Here is a 17,063-nt window from a genome sequence, read left to right as displayed (position 1 = left end):
TCAATTATATCGCTTTCGGCTTGCGACTGTTAATGAACTCTTGCCGTTTCGGGTCGCGTTCGTTGTGCCATGCAAAACGGTGATCTTTGCAGCAAAAACGGTGTTGTTGATTGCGCTTAACGAACTCAGCACCACACTGTGGGCAACCTACACGACTTCCTATATTGGCAGAATCCGCCGCTTCATAGGCTTCGATACTGCCCACTTCAAACCGCCCTACTTCACCCCCCACACGCGCGTGTGGTGCGTGTAACACGGGTTGCGTGTTGGGTGCGTGTAACCCCTCTACACGCGCGTGTAGGGCAGTTGGCAAGGGTTGCGTGTTGGGTGCGTGTAACCCCTCTACACGCGCGTGTAGGGCAGTTGGCAATGGTAGCGGGTAGACCGCTTCAGCCGTGCCTAACGCGGGGTTGTGCAGGCCAGTTGCACCAGTGCGTTGCTGCAATGGCATGACCGGGGCAGGGGTAGCAGATGCCGAACTCTTGGCAATCTTAGCCGCTACTTTGAGCAAGTCGCCATCATCCAAGTCAGCCGGATTAAAGAGCTTTGAATAGCCATCGAATACCGCCGCCTGAATATCGGCCTCAGTTGTTGCGCCGGATTTTTTAACCGCATCCACTAGCGCATGGATAGTTTCCGCCACGGACTGGCGCTTGATTGCCGGGGTAGGGGATTGGTTAAATACTTCGCCCGCTTCATGCTTTGCCGTTTCTGCCTGATACAATCGGCTGACATTCGCGGCTTGATCGGCTGATTGTTTAAAGCCTGTTACCGATTTAATCACTGGCGCGTCGGATTGCCATTTTAGATTCTCGGCTTCGATCTTTTTTTCAAACGCTTCAGCCTCCTTTTCAGTTTCAAAATGGGTTTGATGTAATCCCAGCATGGTTATGGGGTTGCCATCTTCACCAATGCCAGTTTTATTTAAACGCTGCCATTCTTTGAGCGCTGCATCGGCTTCGTGTGCTTTAAAAACTTTATCCATTTTTCGCCCATTTGCCAGCGTGCAATACAGGTGATGACGTTCAGCAACTTCAGGTTTTGACGGCTTCAAGTGCTTCATGACTAAATCAGTCAGTTTGTTTACGTCGGCATGACTGGTATCGTTGCCAGTTGTTTGTTGGTGACGTTTTAATACATATTCAATCGTATTTCTCACATTCTCATGATTTGCTTCCATGCCGTGATTAACACGCGCTTGATTTTCGGCAATCAGCAGTTTTAAAAAGCTGACTTGCGGGTTAATCGCGGCTTCGATCTTGTCCCCAACGGCCTGCAATTTGTCGCCCATCATTGCGGCTGATTGTTCGCGGGCATGTTGCGCACGCGCATACTCGGTGGCGATGACTTCAGGGGATGCCTTTAAACCTTCCTCAATTTTCGCTGCGTATTCGCCCACGGTTTGTTTGGCAGAGTTCGCGGCTCCGTTAAGCGCTGCCATGGGTGCGGATTCGGATTTATCGGAGTAGGTGCTGATGCTGCCATCAAATTTGCGCGGTGGTTGGCGTAGGTTGCGGGTAACGTCATAGCCATGTGCCATGAGGTATTCACGCGCCGCCGCGAACTGCCCACCCAGATAGTGAAACGCGTACTCGAAAAAGGCTATCAGGGTGAGGGAAACCAGAAACGAGCCAACTGTACCGGATGCGCCGAAGGTTTCGCGTAACAGGTTCACTAGGGGATGGTAGTTGCTTTCGTCCTTTTCCATGGTTTTAGCGGTTGCAGCGAGGGCTAGGGCTTGCTGTTGGCTGGTCGCTGCATGGTTGGCTATCATTTTATTGACGGCCTCCACACGCGCTTTGCTGCCCTCACAGTGCTTTTCCTTGCCTTGCGCTAAGCGGGTTTCGCATTGCGCTAACTTCACTTCAGCGGCTTGCATATCAGCCGAATAGGGGTTTGCACCGGCAGGGGTACTAATCGCGCCCACAATCGCCTTGTAGGTCGGGGATTCTTGGCTTTTGGTTTCCATGCGAATGTTGTCGCGTTCCATGCCTTGCCCGACCTCAGAGAGCATTGAGAAGGACACCGCCACCACGACCGCTAGAATGGTCGCTTTTTTGCCGCCTGCGACGTTGCCCGCGCCGTAAAGGATAAATTGGTAGCCGGTCATAACCGCTGTAATGCCAATGGCAACTAAGCCATTCATCCACTGCGAGCCATCCCATTCTAATACGCGCAAATGCCCGGCAAGGTAGCCGACCACAAAGTAGGAACTCATGGCAAAAGCGACAAAGGCCGCCAGCATGTAGAACAGTTTGCGGGTTTTGTAATCGCTGTAGGCCAAACCCGCGTTGAAGTTGTTGTCGTTTTTCATAATCTTTTACCTCAGAACCAATAGCTTAAAAGGAGTACGGCAAATGCGAACAGGATAGCCCGTGCGCCGTGTTTGACTTGTGCAGCGACGAAACAGGCCATGCAGAGCGTCAAGCCCATTAGCACGTATAGCCAATTGTTTGCAGCGGGGAACATGCCCGCGTAATGCAGGCCGAATGCCGTCGGAATCAGCAGGAACATTGCCCACACGATCACGGCAAATAGAAAGGCCATCCACGGAATGAGTGCGTGGAGGCGTTCCCAGTTGTTCGGGGTGCTATCGGATAGCGTAGGGGTGTCAAAGTGCTGTAACGCTCTCACAGAGGCAACATGCGCTTGTTCGCGGGGTGTCAGTAGTGGGTTGCTCATGACTGCACCTCATGAATCTTGAAACCGCCGTGTAGGTCGTGCTTCTTTTTCAGGGTGAACAGGAGCATTTCCGCCTGCTTGCGATTGGTGAAACGGTACGCTTGCCCCCAATGCGCCGGAACAATATCGTAACCGCTTGAAACCCCTTCAAGATTACGGACAACTATCATTAGGTCACTGGCATAACGGCTTTCGATGGTGTATTTATTGCTCATGCCTCCACCTCCTGCATATCCTCATTTAGCCATACGCTGATGCCGTCGCCATCTTCGTGACCAATGCAATAACGAGAACATGGCAGTTCCACAAGAATGCTTTCATCATCGTTTTGATCTTCGTCAAAGTACGTACCATCTTCGAGCCATTCGAGCATTTCCACTTGCACGATTTCGCCGCTCAGGTCGGTGTAATAGTTTGTGTTCATACCGCATCACCTCCGGTTTTTTGGGCGTGGGAAGTTGCTCCAACGAGTCCGAGTTTCATCTGCATAGACGTTTCCCGTGAAAAACCCATTTTTTCCATTTTTGGGCGGTCAAATTGTCGATTGTTAGGCTGTGACCTGAACATGATCGCCTCCTTGCTGCATTTGCCCATTTTTTGAGCGTTCGCCGGAAACCGTGGGATTATTTCTAATCTTCCAAGTGGTGATGGGCTTCGCCCGATCACGAAAAGAGACGCCTACGGCGGGGGAGAGTGGGTGGTGATAGACACCACGCGCCAGTTCGTGAACCGTTTTGTCAGTGCGAGCGGTGGTCACGATGTCCGACCATACTTTCGTAACCGCTGCGCGGTAATCGGGGTCGATCAGGTCGCCCGGTTGGGTTGGGGGTAACTCCGTTTCTGCGAGGTCATCAATCAGCATGGGCAGGTTGATTGCACGCCATCTGATGGGGCGGGTATTGATTTCGAGGAGGGTGTTTGCATCTTCGTTGCAGCGCACGCCCTGTACGCGCCCAACTTCATCACTGAATTCATTGAATTTAATGGTGATGTTGTCGCTTTCGGTGTCGGTCACTTTCCAGAGTTCTACGGGTTCTGCATCGTCGAGCGGATTCCGGCGTAATTCCATGTAACGGCAAAAATCGGCATTGAGGCGGGTTTCCGGGTCTTCGTGCTGTTCCGTGCCGTAACTGCCCACGCAAGCGAGGCGCTCTTGTTCGAGTTGCGTCGAGCCTTCCACAGGGGAGTGGATGCGCCGCAATTCCTGATAGACACCCATGCTTGCCCCGGTGCGGATGGTCGAGAATTGGCGGATGCCGTTCAGCGACGCCCATGCTGCAATGCGCTGTTGACGCGCCGCCGCCTCTTGCTGCTTTTCGGTGAGGTCGATTGCATCACCGTCTGCATCTTTATCAGCAACGTCCTTGACCACGTAGTTCAGCAGGCTTTTTAGGATGTAAGTGCTTAACTTGCTTATTGCCGTATCTGGATACACGAAGGTGACGCGAACTTTTAACGCGCCGGGCTGGGTGTCGTGCAAATGCTGCTTGATCGCGGCTTGCTGTTCGCGGGACATTTTGCGACGGTGCTTGTATTTGCCAACGTCGCCCAACACCACGCCGTCACTGACTACCTTGTCGAGTTCTTGAAAATACCATGCAAACGCGCTGTGAACTTTGCGCTTATTGCCGGGTACGTCCTTATAGAAAAATCCATAGTGATGGTGAGGTGTGCCGTCCTTGTGTGCCTCAATGCCTTTGAATCCGTAAAATTCCACGCCTTCACGATCAAGCGCACTGAATACGCGCTCAGCAATGGCGTTAAGGTGTTCGTGGGTTTTTTTGGCTGTCCAGTTGGGTTTTACAGCGAGATAACGCGGATTCACGCGGATTTCGCCATCTTCCAGCCGTGGGGCGGGGTGGTGCTCACTTGCCGCCGTGGGGGTGATCATGACGAAAGCGTAGCCGTGTTTGTCGGCATATTTGACCATGCCCGCTACTTGAGTCATGAGTTGGGTTTTGCGGTTGCGAGGGTTGGCGGTGGTGCTGTTGTACACATCGAGCATTTCCACTTCGTCATCTTCGTGCGAGATGAAAACGGTGTCCTTCATGTACTGCATGGCACTGGCTTTGCTGTCTAGGTACTTTTGATAATCCTCTTCGGTTATGTAGAGTTCGGCTTGTTTGTGTTTGCCGATGCGCCCGGCTTGTCTGGCGCGTTCGTAGGTGCTACGCCCACCGCGAACCCGCACTTGATCTTGCAACCATTTGCGATTCACAAGGCGATTGTAGCGGCTGCCATTGCCGTTTTTATCGTCGTTCGTGCCGCCGGGGTAGGTGATGTTCTCAGCCGCTAAAAATGCTTTGATCGCGTTACGACGTGCCAGTCGTTGGCGCTTCAGTTCCTTGGCTGATTCGTCGTCGAGCGCTCCGTCTTGCTCTTTGTCCAGCAGAATAGAATCTGGCGCGTGCTGTTCCCACAGCATCAGAAATTGCAGTTTGAGGCGGTCGTGGGTTTCGAGATAGGTTTCTTTGCCGACGTGATCTTTGACTTGCTGCATGACGCTGGCGAGGTAGGTATTCGCACGGGTACGCGCTTCGATTTTGGCGAGGCGTTGAATCACCGGATTGTCATCACCGACGGTTTCGGGATAGGTGGTGAGGGTGGTGCGGTACAGGTTGGAGTATTGCGACGCTACCAGATCGCGCATAACGAAGGGCAAGCCCATGATCTTGTAACCGATGGTGGCAGTGTCCAGCTTGTCGCAGTCGAGCGTATAGCCATTGACGTTTTGCTTAGCCATGAGTGCTACCCTCCGTTTCGCGTTTCAGGCCGGTGCGGATTTCATCGAGTTCATCCAAGATCAGCATGATGGTGGTGAGCATGTCTTGCTTGCGTAGATCGGTGCTGTAATCGTCGGTGGCGCACTTGGCGAATACATTCAACGATGACGCGCCACTTCCTTTCAGTTGCGCTAATAGGGCGATAATTTGCTGACTCATAGACTTACGCTCCGGTTAATCCACCGCATCCACTGCGCGGCTGAAAACTCATAGGTGTTGTCGGGTTTCGCCAGTTGTTGGCGGCGCTTTACCTCTGCATCTGTTTTTGGAAGACGCGCTATCCAGTCGGGGTCTATCAGGGTGATGTGATCGCGGTGGAGGGTTAGCCCATCCACGACAATTGCGTTAGGGAACATCATTTTTTCACCCCGCGCCCGTCGGTGACGGTTTGGGCTTGCAGGTAGTTATCGAGCACCGAGCGGCGATAGCGCACGTTGCGCCCGACACGGATGTGGGGCAGGCGGTCGGGGTGGCGGTGACGCCATGCTTCGAGCGTTCGAGCGCCGACTGCGAGATAGGCCGCCGACTCTTTTTCGGTTAGCAGCGGGTCGCCGTTGATGGTGTAGGACGGGATTTGCTCAATGATTTGCGCCCGGCGGATGGCGTCACGGTTGCGACGGATGCGACGGGTTGCGCGGTTGGGGCTGGTGTCGACTTTCATGCTCATGCAGCACCGCCTTGCATGGCAGTTGCGGCCTTGATCAGATCGGAATAACCGAGGTTATACATGGTGGTTTGCACGGCTTCGAGGCGCTTCTCGATGGCTTCAAACAGGTGTGCCAGTTCTGCGGGTTCGCATTCGTCAAACGCGGCCTTTTTGCCAATGCTGGCAAGGCATTGCAGCGCCCACAGTTCCTTGCTTGTGCCTAGGATAGTGTCTTGCAGGCTGATCATTTTGCACCTCCGCCGAAGGTGGTGCGCACGAAGTCGAGGGCTTCTTGCAGGGTGAGAAAATCGTGTGTTTCGAGGTTCACGCCGTGCTCAGTGCGACGGTGAAAGGCGACGTCGACAAAGTTGCACGTTGCGGGTTGGTTGGCGATTTGGCCTTGGTGGTATCCGGGATAAACCCATGCAACAGGGGTGTTGTCCTGATACACGATCAGGCCGGTTTGCGTCGACTCATACACAAGGTCGGTGATCGGGGTGCGTTTTTTGCCTGCTTTGGGCAGTGCAATAGGGAGGTGTGGCAAGTACGCCGATAGAGTGCGGGCAGTGTTGCCCATAGTGAGTGCTGTCATGTTGACCGCTCCTAATTGAGTTTTAAGATTTGGCAAAAATTGCCGGGTACTCTTATCGCTCACTAGGAACACGACGCGCTTATTCGGAATTGCTTCCTCTGGTAGTCCACGCATACCCGGCATAAAACCGCTTGCGTAGTCTACAGACGAAAAAAAACCGCCTGCATCGTGTTGGCGGTGTTGCCGCCTAGTGTCGGGATAAGAGTCCCAGAATTTTGCTGTTTGCCGATGATTTGCATCGACAGGGACAGTATGGGGGAAAGTCGGGGATTCGGTCAACTTATCAGCGGATAAGATGTGTTTGGTTTTTTTGGATGATTTCGAGGAATCATTCGGTTTCGTGTTTTGGTGATTGAATGCTTGTTGGTGTCTGGTTATCATATCGGCTGTACTTTTTTCCAAGGCCAGCGGCATTGCTGGCCTTTTTTTATTGTGCCGATTTTTTACTTATAGTCGCGTAAATCACCAAAAACTACCAAAAATTACCAAAAACCTCCAAACGATTACTCACCAGCTTTTAGCGCTTCTCTAATCATTTTCTCGCTACATTCCGCACGTTTCGCCGCCTCCTCTACCAATATGCCTTTCTTGGTTGAAACGCCCATTTCGTTCATTACTTCCTGATAAACAGCTCTGCGATATTTTTCTTTTTCGAGTTGGTAGGCGCTCTTTTTTTGTGGTGGTGCTGCTGGTGCTGGCTCTGGTAGCAGTTCGGGTGATAACTGTTGATCGTCTCCAAAAATCTCACCTAATAAATACTTCCTATATTTTTCTGATTCCTCTTTTCTTTCCTTAATATAATTTTGCCACACGGTAAGACCCAAAATAATTTCATAGCCTTGCGGTCTTGTTTCGGCAAACTTATTTACATCGTTTACATTTACCGGTTTCCTAATTATTTGTTCGTACTCTTCGTCTGAAAATGCAAAGACAAAGTACGGATGCTCTTCTTGCCAAATTACTAACTCAACGCCTAAAGATTCCAACAAGTTATGCTCAAATGTAACCCTACTCTCACTATATTCGAGCATCGGAAAAACCATGCAGGCAAGCATTAATATACTCATTTCTTCTGAAGCGTTCCGACGTGCAAGAATTGCTCTTGACCATAAAATATTAGCTTCATCATTGCCATTGTTCATAGCAGACAAGCTTTTTCTGATTCGCTCTATATTTGTTGTATCCAAAGGACAAGGAAAGTTTAAAAACATTTTTCTATGCCATTCGGGGAGCGTTAGAAAATCCTCACGCTCTTTTGCTCCAAGTTCTCCACCCCATTGGTTGCACCCTGCTTGCTGTTGCACCATACTTCTATCTCCTGTCAGATCGTCATAACATCCACGGGGACAAGTAAAAAGGGGAACTCTCAACAGTTCCCCTTTTTTTATGCCGCTAGGTTGTCGACTGTCTGTCAATCGGCTGTATAGATCAAGTCGCCCGTTGATTTGAACGGGGCTTAATATCCGCTCAACCTGGTTGCTTGGGGTCATCGGTTGCACGATGTATGAACCAGCGTGCTCTGAATGATGAACTCCGCCTCTCAATACCGTGAACATTCCCCATTTCCCCCCGTTATGTTCCCCGCCGCACCGTCGCCCACTTGCCCCACCGCACCCGCGTAAATTGTCTATACGAAAAATATGCACTGGGTCACGCACCCCTAGCCCTTGTCGGTATAGGGCTGGATGCGGTTTTTGTCACTTGCAGTTTCTATGCAAAACCATGCAGCTACTTGCAAAAGCAAAAAAACCGGCTTGGTACGTGCAAGCCGGTCAGATGACGGTGAATCAGGATGATTTTCAAGCTGTCAGGCAGTCGCTAACCGCGTTAAATGCCGTAAGGTCTTGGACTCAGTGGAGCGTCTGCACCGTACTTCTGTTGACGTATTTCAGAACTCACCTTTTCCGCTTTCGCCCGTTGTTGTGCCGTTGGGAAATTGTCACTCGCTGGTTCTTCACGACCGCTAGTGTTCCATTCATCCAACTTGGCTTGGTAGGTGATGCCGATCTTGTCAAGCAAAGCGTTTTCATCAGGATCAGATGTCAGGCTTTCCGCAATGGTACGATTCAAGATAGTTTTGTAATCACTTGGGGGGAAATGGCGTAGGCTTTCCACCATGTTAGCGACTTCGCTGTTAATCCGTGCGCCACCATCTAATGCTGATGCTTGGGGAAATGCCAACAATGCCGCCGCTTTGAGTTGATCAAACCTTGCAGAGAAAACCTTCAATTCTGCTTCTACTTCGCCATACAATTCAGCGTAGTAATCTTTTAATGCCTGTTTGAATATTGTTGCTTTGATCTTCTTAAACATATTGAGCTTAAGCGTTAGCAAGCTAACGGCATTAATCGCATTTTTTAGGCGTTGCTGGGCTGCGGTTTGGTTGATCGCGGCAAGGTCAATATCTTGCACATTCATTTCAAAATCACTTAACAATGCAACTGAGTGATTTCTTATGGTTTCCTGATACGCTGCTTCATTGCGCTTTATATCCAACTCTGCTTCATGCCGTGCATTTTCCGCTTTTTTGATTTGCATTTCTGCTTTTGTTATACATGCCGCTATAAACTGATAAGCCGCCGGTTTGTTATCGGCTTTGCTGAATATGCCCATAGCCACCACCTCCGCTTTATCCAATTCTTTGTTAAGTATTGCAAGCTCTGGATGGTTTGAGATTATCAACCCACGCTTAATAACTGAAAACTCACCTTCGTTCCTAAATAAATCATGAGGCAATTCTTGAATATGCGCCATGCCGATAATTTTTTCTTCAATCAGATTGATAGAATCTTGTAGCCTTTCCATTGTTTAAAATCCATTAGTTATAAAGATTTTATTATATCACTAATTAGATTCATATCCATTATTAACAATAAGCGATATAATAAAAACCTTAACCAAAACAGGAGCATATAACGTGCCATCTTCCAAAATGACAACACACACCTTTAACAACCAAGAAACTGAACTGTTGCAGATCATCCAGATGCATACCCGCTGCTCTGAGAAATCCGCCATAGAATTGCTTACCGACATAAAGCACTTGGTAGACGGAAAAACCGAATCCATGAAATTCCGAGGCAATACTGCTAATAAAATGGTTTCACACCCCGACACGGACAGAAAGACTGTGGCTTTTTTTAACTGTCAACTCAACCAAAACAGGAGCATATAACGTGCCATCTTCCAAAATGACAACACACACCTTTAACAACCAAGAAACTGAACTGTTGCAGATCATCCAGATGCATACCCGCTGCTCTGAGAAATCCGCCATAGAATTGCTTACCGACATAAAGCACTTGGTAGACGGAAAAACCGAATCCATGAAATTCCGGGGCAATACTGCTAATAAAATGGTTTCACACCCCGACACGAACAGAAAACGCGGCTTTTTATAAGCTATTTTCTGACCACTGACAGAACAAAAAGCCGGATAAACTCCGGCTTTTTTCTGTTCAGGTTTTACTATTCAGCGAGTGGATAACATGCCGCCTCTTGTCGCCTCACATTAGGTGTCAAAGCGGGCTTGTAATACCTTCGTCAACTTGTGCATCAGTTCTGCCTGATCAGCATGTTGGCGGCTTTTGTCATATTTATTCGATGATACCGGCGAGTATTTCAAGCACTTCATCGACAATGCTATCAGGTGCGATTTCTATTCGTTTCGCCCCTCTGCCCACTAGATCAAGGGTTCTTACTGCGCTAACCAGAATAACGCCTTGTGTTTCCGTTCCACTGCCCATTAATGGCACGGCGAACCCTGCTACCCGTGCAAGATTGCCGCCTTGGGTAATCGGCAACGAAAGCAGTTCCGACAGTGTTATTGAACTCACGGGTCGAAAGCACCAATGCGGGGCGCATATCGCCTTGCATCTCACGCCCCACAGTTGGGTTAAAACTCACCCTCACAATATCGCCACGCTCAAACCCGCCGCGCTTTACCATACTTCATTCCCCGTCGCTGGTAGGTTGTCCCATTCGGTTACGGCTGTTGGGATAGGTGCGGATGGGTCACACTTACTTAGCAGGTCTGCTAATTTGTATTTTTTGCGTCTAGTCGCTGATTTTGGCTGTAATGTGAGCTTGCCGCCTTCGATGCTCATTTCTACTTTTGCGCCTGCTTCCAGCCCTAACATGGATAGCCATTGCTTAGGGATTACCACAGCGACGGAATTACCGACGGTGCGTAATGTTGCGGTGGTCATTCTGCATCCTCCTTAGTGGGTTGATAGCATCCATTATAGTTGTATTTTCCATAAAGAAAATTCTATTTCATTCAGCACTTGCCCTGTAACCGTGCGGTCATGCGCATATCTTGGGCAACGATAATCGGCAGTGTTCTTTTTGTCGCTCATTGCCGCTAGGCTAGTGGGGTGCAACCATGTTGCACCCCTTGCAGTAGTTTACTTTCAGAAAGCGAGTCAAGGTTAAAGTGAACGGGCTTCGCCCGACCTTGACACGCAAGCAGGCCGGGGAATAGCAGGCAAAAAAAAGCCGCATCAGGTGCGGCTCTTCGGGGTCAATGATGTGATCGTCTGGTATGGGTTCGCGGCGCTTGTGCTTGTGTAGGCGGTTGCCTTCGCACCACGGACAACCGCCGTGATTCCTGCATGAATTAGCAATGAGTTTGCCGCCTGTATGCGGCTTGCGTCGCTCTTTGCCGTGCTTAACGGCTTTGTCTAGGCTCATCGTTACCTAACCTATGCCGCGTGTTGCAAGTTCCCTGCCTGCATCTCTTCACGAATGATACGACGCAAAACAACTTCATCCAGTGCCTTACCCGTGGTCATGCTGGCTCTCAGGGTTTGATTCACTAGCGTCTGATACCCTATACCCTCCTCTTCAGCACGTTGGCGGAATGCTTCGATAATATCGTCATCAATCCAAATGGTGATGCGTGTTTTTCCGTTCGCGGGAATCACCGCGCCGCGTTTGCCGTCTGTTAAATCATATTCCGCTTTCATAATGTCGTTTCTCCTTGTTGGTTGCTTTACGTGCCGATATAAGCCGGATGTTGTCGCCGCGCCATGTGTAAACAACTGTCAATACACGTCCAAACATATCAGCACCTACAGTAATAAAGCGATGCTCTCCCTCAGCCGTCACGTCTTCGGATGTAACGCCCATGGGGTCATACAGCACGGGTTCAACATCTGACAACCTGATGCTGTGTTTGGCTTCATTCAACTTTTCCTTGTTGTTCTTATTCGTCTTTTCCTTGTCCCATTCAACGCTCATACGTTCGCCTTGTATGTATTCAGTATGCACATTACGCGCCGTTATCCTGAATCTGTCAACAATCAATATTCAGCACTTACCCTGCAAGCGTGTTGTCAGGGTGTCGGTTGCGAGCTGGCGCTGATAGTCATCAATCGTGCCGTCGGGTGTGCCGTCGAGCTGATAGCGGTCTGTGCCGTGTTTGAGGTTTTGCAGGTAGACACCGTGATTAACGTGCATCCTCAGCAGCTTTTGCACAACCCTTTTGCTTGCGCCGGGGAAGTGCTCCTCGTTCACCAGTCGGAAAATTTCCTTTTCAATGCCGATTGCCAGCGGTTGGAAGTCGAACCAGACGCGGAAGGCGTTTAGGCGGTCGTTCAATTCGCGGATTTTCAGTTGTGACGGTGGTGTGACTTGCTTCTTAGGTGCGGGTGGCTTGCGCGGCTTTTTGGGTTTGGCGGTGGCGGCTGGTTTGGGTTTGGGTGCGGGGATGCGCTGCACTTGCGGCAGTTCGTCACGCCTGATGATGCGTTTGCCGCTGCGTTGGATTGTGCCAGCGGTGGCATTTACCGGGCCACTGTTAGCAGGTTTGCGCGTAATGCTTAAGGTTTTTTTCGGGGTGTCGGTCATTTCCAAACTTCCTTTTCAGGTATTGATTGCCGCCGGTGCGGTCTTGGATGCGGATAGTTTACCGGATGTCAGGCTTAAGAGCTTGTCGGTGATGGTTTGCATGGGTTCTCTGAGGCTTTCCACGTCGGTCACGATGTAACCGCCGGTCACGTCCGCCGCGCCGGTCTTGTGGTTGATCAGGCGCTTCAGGGTGTAACCGCGAACACCGATGTTTTCGGCAGTGGTGGCGAACGTGCGCCGCAGGTCGTGCATTGCCCATTGAATGTTTGTCCTGGCACGGATGGCTTTAATCACTTCTTCCACGCTGGACAGGGGCGAGGTGTTGTCAGTCGCCCGGAATACTAAGCCGCTGCCCTGCCCGCTGCGGGCTTGCCACTGTGTCAACAGATCGCGGGTGTAGGTGGTGAGCGGCAGTGTGTGCGCTTGGTGGTTTTTGGTGTCTTCCAGCCTGATCGTGTTGTTGATCAGGTCGATATTTTCCCACAGCAAGGTGCTGGACTCGCGTGCGCCGGTAGCCACTGAACAGGGTTAGCAGGAAATAGACCCGCGCCTTCTCAGCCAGTGCGCCGCCGTACCATTCCGGGAGTGAGTTCACGGCTTCGTACCAGATCGGGAGTTCGTCATTTTTGATAATGGTCTGTTTGCGGTCTACCCGGTTCCATGCGCGGCTATGCGAGAGGCGCTTGACCGGGTTGGACTTAATCAGCGGTTGCCCGCTGTCATCAAAGTATTCCTCAGCGGCATAATTGAAAATGCTACGTAACACGCGCATTTCGTTATTCGCCCGTGCTTCGGAGTGTTGGCTGCGTTCGCGGTGACGCTCTTCGACCATATCGCGGCTGATGCTGTTCAGCGGCAGTGACTCCCAGTCGGGAAAGCCGACGCGGATAGAACGCTCATAATCGGCAATGGTAGCGGGCTTCAGATTCTTGTGTGAGGTGAGATAGTCCTTGAACACTTTCCCCAATGTCATGTTGGCGAATTGCTGTACCTCTGCCCTGCCCTGCTTTTGCTGGTAACTGGTTTGGCGGGTGGTGGCTATCAGCGAGAGTTCTGCGAGGGCTTTTTCCCGCGCTTGCGTCACGGTCATGTCAGGGAACCGCCCAAAGGTGATACGCGCCGCCCTGCCTTCGAGGTGTTTCCGCACCTGAAACGATTTTGTACCCGGTGGGGTGATCATCAGCAGCAAACCATTCACTTTTGAGTCGTATACGTAACGTCGCCCATTGCTGGGTGGTTCGAGCGCATCTAGCACTGTCTTGGTGAAGTTGATTTTTTCAGCCGTTTTTTTAGCCATGCTAATTCCTGAATGTTTGGTTTTGGTTCGGTTTTGATGGTAGCGCAAACCGCCGCCGGGGTCATGTTTGCGTTTTTTTCGGGGTCATGTTGTGGCGCGTACTTTTGCGGTGTTGGTCGGGGTGTAGCGGGTTTGGTGCTTGGCTGGTCTCGATCTGGCTTTCAGCGAGTTAATATATGGGTTCTATGCGGTTATCAGTCTACTTATGCCCTTAAAATCTCTCGCTGGTAACAGCGTGCCGGTTCGAGTCCGGCTCCGGGCACCAATTCTTTCAAGGCGTTACGCCATTTTACCCGCTGCATTATTTTTGCCCGTTTTGGTCGGGGTCATGTTGGGGTCATCCCTGCGATTTTTGCAGGGACAAGCCGCAAGAGATTACCGCCCTACCCTATGGGCAAAAAAAGCCGCATCAGATGACACGGCTTTGCTTGATCAGGTTTTGATTCGCGATGCGGAAACATCACAGCATGGCGATGGTGAACCCGATTATCGACACAACCAGTCCGAGCGCGAACTGCATAGAATCATTAAGCGGTTTGTCAGTGTCGAGCGGTTCAAGTCGCTTTGCCTTTGGGTATCATCAAGCCAGCCGCTACCACTAGCACGATGGTCTGAAACATCGCGGCATTCTTTCCCATTTCGCGCTGGCCTTCCCAGTGCAATGCTTGCTGAATCATTTCCGGCTGTAGCAGATTCCACACCAATAGCAGCAGAATCGCGGCATAGGTTAGCCGCGCCCATTGTTTCCAGTCTTGATACACGTCGTTTTCTCCGTTGGTGAGTTGTTGCCTATTCTGGCATGAAAAAACCGGGGCTTGCCCGGTTCGATTGGTGGTCAGGTTGGAGCGGGTCAGGTGCTACCCTGCCCGCTCTGGTGATTGCGGCTAGACCACAATGTACTTGGCTTTTTTGATGCCCGAACCGTCGTTCGCTGGGTTCAGGGTCAACACGTTTTCACGGTGCATCCGGTCGAGCGCCGCCGCTGCCAGCAGTTGCCGATGCTGGGTGTTTTTGCCGACGGCCTTACCCGCTAACCACTGAATGATAGGTCTGAATGTTGGACTGATTTCACGTGTAATTACACGTGCTTTCAGTTCTTCGTACAGGTCGCTATCGAGTGTGGATTCGTTGTCGGGTACACGTGTAATTACACGTGCTTTTTGCGCCGCCTGTAGGCCGTTATCGAGCGTGGTTTCGCCATCCGGTACACGTGTAATTACACGTGGATTTTCAGCAGCGAGAGGTAGCTCATAAACCGCTTCATTTTTGCCTAATGCCGGATTTCTGATGCCGGTCAAACCTGTTTTCTGAGTGGCTGGCAGGGTAGGCAAGTGCTCTTTGTTGACGGTGCGATTTTCGCGGGTTTTCCGGTCTTCGGATCCGTGAGCAAGGTTAAGCACATCGAGTGCTGATTGCTTTTTTGCATCCTTGAATCCGTAGAATGGGCGTTCGTCACTGGCGGATTTTTTCAGGTTGTTGGTATTAACGAAGCCAACGAAACCACTGTGATCGGCTGGTGGTTTTTGCTGGTATTTGAACAGGGGCTTGTCCGTTTCCGCCGGGGTAGGTGAGTGGTTCGCGGCTGGCGATTTGCCGAGGTTGGCAGTGAACCCGACGCCGGTCTGTTTGAATGCGCCGTCATTGTCAGGTGTCACGTTGTCGGATGTTGGGGGCAGTGCCGAGCCTTCGTACTTGGCTAGTTCTAGTTCAATTGCATAGACGGCATTTTGAGCGCGTTCTTTCGCGTGAGCTAAGAAGTGGTGGAGGATTTCAAAAGCAATTGCCACGATCAACATGGTGAGCACGGTTGCGGCTTTGATGTTGTCCTTGTAGTCGGTGACAGTGAGTGAGCCGATCGCTTGCGCAATCGAGACGATGACCGCGTTGTATGAATCGGCTTTGAGCTTGTCCTGACGGTCGTGGTTCATTTTGGTGGTGGCGGCGTTGGTCTGTATTGCAATTTCTTTTGCTGCCTGTAGCGCCGCTGCATCAGAGGCTTTGAGGCTGCTCAAGGTGGCTTTGTCGCCATCGCAATGCTTGTAACCCGGCTTGCCTAGGTTCGCCATGCAGCGAGCATACATCTGTTCGGCCTTGGCAATTGCCGCCGCGTTGCTGCTCAGTGGGCAGGGCAGGGGCGATGCTGGCGACGGGTGCGAGCGTCGACTGATAGGCTTGATCATTTTGCAGCAGTACCCGGCTTTTGGTGTCTTGGCTGGCGCTGCTACTGAAGAATTCCGCGAACAGGGCAAACCCGATGACGGTGAACACGATCAGGCCGATGGAACCGTATAGACCGAAGTGCAGGTATGCATGATGTTTTACCCATGCCAAAAATATTGCGCTCATCACCACGATGACAAACATCAGGATAAAATCCAGTGCCGAATGCCATTCGTTGAAATAGGCCGACCACGTGATTGCTTCACCCAAAAACAGGTGCTTCTCGAACATGAAGTACATTAACGCGGTCAACACACCGCCCAAACTCAGCAGCATACCGCCGCGCCGGTCTTGCTTTTTGTGTACTTCTAATTGCTTTTCCATGATTTCTTTTTCTTGGCTTCGATTTTGCTGTTGTCTCATGATCTTCTCCTTAAACCAGTAATGAATTCATCATCGTGGAAAGCAGGGCGATAATTGCCACAACTTCGGATTCCCGATGCTGAATGTAAGTTGCTGTGAATAATCCGCTGAAAATCATCAGCGGGGTGTGCATATTGAGGAATGGCAGGAATGCGACGCCGGGGTATTCAGCCCAGATCAGCACCAGCTTATAGATGGCGAAAGCGATGCTCAGCAGCACCAGCAATTGCACCACACGGACAAACGCCGCGTGATAATCGAGACGCGCTAACCAGTGGGCAAAATCGCTTACGCCTGCTTTTGCCGGGGTGCGGTCAAGGTCATCAGGGAAGTGCTGACGGTTGCGCACGGTGTCGAGGTGCGTTTGCTCAGCGGGTGAAAGTAGTGGATTCACAGAATCACCTCCTGCATATCCTCATTTAGCCATACGCTGATGCCGTCGCCATCTTCATCACCAATGCAATAACGAGAACATGGCAGTTCCACAAGAATGCTTTCATCATCGTTTTGATCTTCGTCAAAGTACGTACCATCTTCGAGCCATTCGAGCATTTCTACCTGTACAACTTCGTTATCTAGGTTGATGTAATAATCGGTTTTCATACCGCATCACCTCCGGTTTTTTGAGCG

The 17,063-nt window shown here is 50.9% G+C and carries 24 protein-coding genes and 2 pseudogenes; 1 reads left to right on the top strand and 25 read right to left on the bottom strand.

Features of this window, described 5'->3' with window-relative positions:
* Window positions 1-4: 4 nt before the first annotated feature.
* From L3K52_15380 to L3K52_15330, 11 genes are all read right to left on the bottom strand, one after another.
* Window positions 5-2,314: a hypothetical protein gene (locus tag L3K52_15380; GenBank protein UOG91560.1), complete on the bottom strand. Its 2,310-nt coding sequence runs from the start codon at window positions 2,312-2,314 to the stop codon at window positions 5-7.
* 11 nt (window positions 2,315-2,325) lie between these two features.
* Window positions 2,326-2,682 (bottom strand): hypothetical protein, encoded by a 357-nt coding sequence (locus tag L3K52_15375; protein UOG91559.1) that lies wholly within the window; start codon window positions 2,680-2,682, stop codon window positions 2,326-2,328.
* Window positions 2,679-2,897: a hypothetical protein gene (locus L3K52_15370; protein ID UOG91558.1), complete on the bottom strand. Its 219-nt coding sequence runs from the start codon at window positions 2,895-2,897 to the stop codon at window positions 2,679-2,681. Before L3K52_15370 ends, L3K52_15375 begins: the two co-directional genes overlap by 4 nt.
* A complete protein-coding gene (locus tag L3K52_15365; GenBank protein ID UOG91557.1) occupies window positions 2,894-3,106 on the bottom strand; it encodes a hypothetical protein in 213 nt (70 codons plus the stop codon). Before L3K52_15365 ends, L3K52_15370 begins: the two co-directional genes overlap by 4 nt.
* 123 nt (window positions 3,107-3,229) lie before the next feature.
* Window positions 3,230-5,425 (bottom strand): replication endonuclease, encoded by a 2,196-nt coding sequence (locus L3K52_15360; protein ID UOG91556.1) that lies wholly within the window; start codon window positions 5,423-5,425, stop codon window positions 3,230-3,232.
* Window positions 5,418-5,624, bottom strand: coding sequence for a hypothetical protein (locus L3K52_15355; protein ID UOG91555.1), 207 nt, complete (start codon window positions 5,622-5,624; stop codon window positions 5,418-5,420). Before L3K52_15355 ends, L3K52_15360 begins: the two co-directional genes overlap by 8 nt.
* A 196-nt stretch (window positions 5,625-5,820) precedes the next feature.
* A complete protein-coding gene (locus tag L3K52_15350; protein UOG91554.1) occupies window positions 5,821-6,132 on the bottom strand; it encodes a helix-turn-helix domain-containing protein in 312 nt (103 codons plus the stop codon).
* Window positions 6,129-6,359, bottom strand: a complete 231-nt coding sequence (locus tag L3K52_15345; protein UOG91553.1) for a hypothetical protein — start codon at window positions 6,357-6,359, stop codon at window positions 6,129-6,131. Before L3K52_15345 ends, L3K52_15350 begins: the two co-directional genes overlap by 4 nt.
* Window positions 6,356-6,703, bottom strand: coding sequence for a hypothetical protein (locus L3K52_15340; GenBank protein ID UOG91552.1), 348 nt, complete (start codon window positions 6,701-6,703; stop codon window positions 6,356-6,358). The genes L3K52_15345 and L3K52_15340 overlap by 4 nt, the downstream gene beginning before the upstream one ends.
* Window positions 6,704-7,206: 503 nt before the next feature.
* Window positions 7,207-8,010: a hypothetical protein gene (locus L3K52_15335; GenBank protein ID UOG91551.1), complete on the bottom strand. Its 804-nt coding sequence runs from the start codon at window positions 8,008-8,010 to the stop codon at window positions 7,207-7,209.
* A 520-nt stretch (window positions 8,011-8,530) separates the two neighbouring features.
* On the bottom strand, window positions 8,531-9,508 hold the full coding sequence (locus L3K52_15330; protein ID UOG91550.1) for a hypothetical protein: 978 nt from the start codon (window positions 9,506-9,508) through the stop codon (window positions 8,531-8,533).
* Between the two features lie 371 nt (window positions 9,509-9,879).
* Here L3K52_15330 and L3K52_15325 point away from each other — a divergent pair, with 371 nt between their 5' ends.
* On the top strand, window positions 9,880-10,104 hold the full coding sequence (locus L3K52_15325) for a hypothetical protein (GenBank protein UOG91549.1): 225 nt from the start codon (window positions 9,880-9,882) through the stop codon (window positions 10,102-10,104).
* Between the two features lie 195 nt (window positions 10,105-10,299).
* Here L3K52_15325 and L3K52_15320 read toward each other — a convergent pair whose 3' ends face one another.
* From L3K52_15320 to L3K52_15255, 14 genes and pseudogenes are all read right to left on the bottom strand, one after another.
* Window positions 10,300-10,539, bottom strand: a complete 240-nt coding sequence (locus L3K52_15320) for a hypothetical protein (GenBank protein UOG94041.1) — start codon at window positions 10,537-10,539, stop codon at window positions 10,300-10,302.
* A gap of 20 nt (window positions 10,540-10,559) precedes the next feature.
* A pseudogene (locus L3K52_15315) lies at window positions 10,560-10,579 on the bottom strand (hypothetical protein).
* 65 nt (window positions 10,580-10,644) lie between these two features.
* Window positions 10,645-10,911, bottom strand: a complete 267-nt coding sequence (locus tag L3K52_15310; GenBank protein ID UOG91548.1) for an AbrB/MazE/SpoVT family DNA-binding domain-containing protein — start codon at window positions 10,909-10,911, stop codon at window positions 10,645-10,647.
* 160 nt (window positions 10,912-11,071) lie between these two features.
* Window positions 11,072-11,395 carry a hypothetical protein gene (locus tag L3K52_15305; protein UOG91547.1) on the bottom strand — a complete coding sequence of 108 codons (324 nt, stop codon included), beginning with the start codon at window positions 11,393-11,395 and terminating at the stop codon, window positions 11,072-11,074.
* An 11-nt stretch (window positions 11,396-11,406) separates the two neighbouring features.
* Window positions 11,407-11,670 (bottom strand): BrnA antitoxin family protein, encoded by a 264-nt coding sequence (locus L3K52_15300; GenBank protein UOG91546.1) that lies wholly within the window; start codon window positions 11,668-11,670, stop codon window positions 11,407-11,409.
* Entirely contained in the window at window positions 11,654-11,944 is a 291-nt protein-coding gene (locus L3K52_15295; protein UOG91545.1) for a BrnT family toxin, read from the bottom strand. Before L3K52_15295 ends, L3K52_15300 begins: the two co-directional genes overlap by 17 nt.
* A 69-nt stretch (window positions 11,945-12,013) precedes the next feature.
* Entirely contained in the window at window positions 12,014-12,553 is a 540-nt protein-coding gene (locus tag L3K52_15290) for a ProQ/FINO family protein (GenBank protein ID UOG91544.1), read from the bottom strand.
* Window positions 12,554-12,568: 15 nt separating this feature from the next.
* Complete coding sequence (locus L3K52_15285; protein UOG91543.1) at window positions 12,569-13,072, bottom strand: tyrosine-type recombinase/integrase; 504 nt, start codon at window positions 13,070-13,072, stop codon at window positions 12,569-12,571.
* A gap of 574 nt (window positions 13,073-13,646) precedes the next feature.
* Window positions 13,647-13,850, bottom strand: a pseudogene (locus tag L3K52_15280) (Arm DNA-binding domain-containing protein).
* Between the two features lie 554 nt (window positions 13,851-14,404).
* Complete coding sequence (locus L3K52_15275; protein ID UOG91542.1) at window positions 14,405-14,611, bottom strand: hypothetical protein; 207 nt, start codon at window positions 14,609-14,611, stop codon at window positions 14,405-14,407.
* Between the two features lie 123 nt (window positions 14,612-14,734).
* Window positions 14,735-15,916, bottom strand: coding sequence for a hypothetical protein (locus tag L3K52_15270; protein ID UOG91541.1), 1,182 nt, complete (start codon window positions 15,914-15,916; stop codon window positions 14,735-14,737).
* Window positions 15,840-16,433: a hypothetical protein gene (locus tag L3K52_15265; protein ID UOG91540.1), complete on the bottom strand. Its 594-nt coding sequence runs from the start codon at window positions 16,431-16,433 to the stop codon at window positions 15,840-15,842. Before L3K52_15265 ends, L3K52_15270 begins: the two co-directional genes overlap by 77 nt.
* 10 nt (window positions 16,434-16,443) lie before the next feature.
* Window positions 16,444-16,827: a hypothetical protein gene (locus L3K52_15260; GenBank protein ID UOG91539.1), complete on the bottom strand. Its 384-nt coding sequence runs from the start codon at window positions 16,825-16,827 to the stop codon at window positions 16,444-16,446.
* Entirely contained in the window at window positions 16,824-17,036 is a 213-nt protein-coding gene (locus L3K52_15255; protein UOG91538.1) for a hypothetical protein, read from the bottom strand. Before L3K52_15255 ends, L3K52_15260 begins: the two co-directional genes overlap by 4 nt.
* Window positions 17,037-17,063 lie beyond the last annotated feature (27 nt).

The sequence above is a fragment of the Candidatus Thiothrix sulfatifontis genome (assembly GCA_022828425.1).
GTDB lineage: Bacteria > Pseudomonadota > Gammaproteobacteria > Thiotrichales > Thiotrichaceae > Thiothrix > Thiothrix sulfatifontis.
The sequence above is the reverse complement of the archived record's forward strand: the minus strand, read 5'-3'. Positions and strand labels throughout refer to the sequence as shown.

Excerpts from the sequence above, each read along its gene's own strand:
- L3K52_15255 (UOG91538.1), bottom strand. The coding sequence starts at position 17,036 with ATGAAAACCGATTATTACATCAACCTAGATAACGAAGTTGTACAGGTA.
- L3K52_15290 (UOG91544.1), bottom strand. The coding sequence starts at position 12,553 with ATGACCGACACCCCGAAAAAAACCTTAAGCATTACGCGCAAACCTGCT.
- L3K52_15360 (UOG91556.1), bottom strand. The coding sequence starts at position 5,425 with ATGGCTAAGCAAAACGTCAATGGCTATACGCTCGACTGCGACAAGCTG.
- L3K52_15295 (UOG91545.1), bottom strand. The coding sequence starts at position 11,944 with ATGAGCGTTGAATGGGACAAGGAAAAGACGAATAAGAACAACAAGGAA.
- L3K52_15340 (UOG91552.1), bottom strand. The coding sequence starts at position 6,703 with ATGACAGCACTCACTATGGGCAACACTGCCCGCACTCTATCGGCGTAC.
- L3K52_15305 (UOG91547.1), bottom strand. The coding sequence starts at position 11,395 with ATGAGCCTAGACAAAGCCGTTAAGCACGGCAAAGAGCGACGCAAGCCG.
- L3K52_15265 (UOG91540.1), bottom strand. The coding sequence starts at position 16,433 with ATGAGACAACAGCAAAATCGAAGCCAAGAAAAAGAAATCATGGAAAAG.
- L3K52_15370 (UOG91558.1), bottom strand. The coding sequence starts at position 2,897 with ATGAGCAATAAATACACCATCGAAAGCCGTTATGCCAGTGACCTAATG.
- L3K52_15345 (UOG91553.1), bottom strand. The coding sequence starts at position 6,359 with ATGATCAGCCTGCAAGACACTATCCTAGGCACAAGCAAGGAACTGTGG.
- L3K52_15310 (UOG91548.1), bottom strand. The coding sequence starts at position 10,911 with ATGACCACCGCAACATTACGCACCGTCGGTAATTCCGTCGCTGTGGTA.
- L3K52_15335 (UOG91551.1), bottom strand. The coding sequence starts at position 8,010 with ATGGTGCAACAGCAAGCAGGGTGCAACCAATGGGGTGGAGAACTTGGA.
- L3K52_15355 (UOG91555.1), bottom strand. The coding sequence starts at position 5,624 with ATGAGTCAGCAAATTATCGCCCTATTAGCGCAACTGAAAGGAAGTGGC.
- L3K52_15365 (UOG91557.1), bottom strand. The coding sequence starts at position 3,106 with ATGAACACAAACTATTACACCGACCTGAGCGGCGAAATCGTGCAAGTG.
- L3K52_15270 (UOG91541.1), bottom strand. The coding sequence starts at position 15,916 with ATGGCGAACCTAGGCAAGCCGGGTTACAAGCATTGCGATGGCGACAAA.
- L3K52_15350 (UOG91554.1), bottom strand. The coding sequence starts at position 6,132 with ATGAGCATGAAAGTCGACACCAGCCCCAACCGCGCAACCCGTCGCATC.
- L3K52_15300 (UOG91546.1), bottom strand. The coding sequence starts at position 11,670 with ATGAAAGCGGAATATGATTTAACAGACGGCAAACGCGGCGCGGTGATT.
- L3K52_15330 (UOG91550.1), bottom strand. The coding sequence starts at position 9,508 with ATGGAAAGGCTACAAGATTCTATCAATCTGATTGAAGAAAAAATTATC.
- L3K52_15380 (UOG91560.1), bottom strand. The coding sequence starts at position 2,314 with ATGAAAAACGACAACAACTTCAACGCGGGTTTGGCCTACAGCGATTAC.
- L3K52_15375 (UOG91559.1), bottom strand. The coding sequence starts at position 2,682 with ATGAGCAACCCACTACTGACACCCCGCGAACAAGCGCATGTTGCCTCT.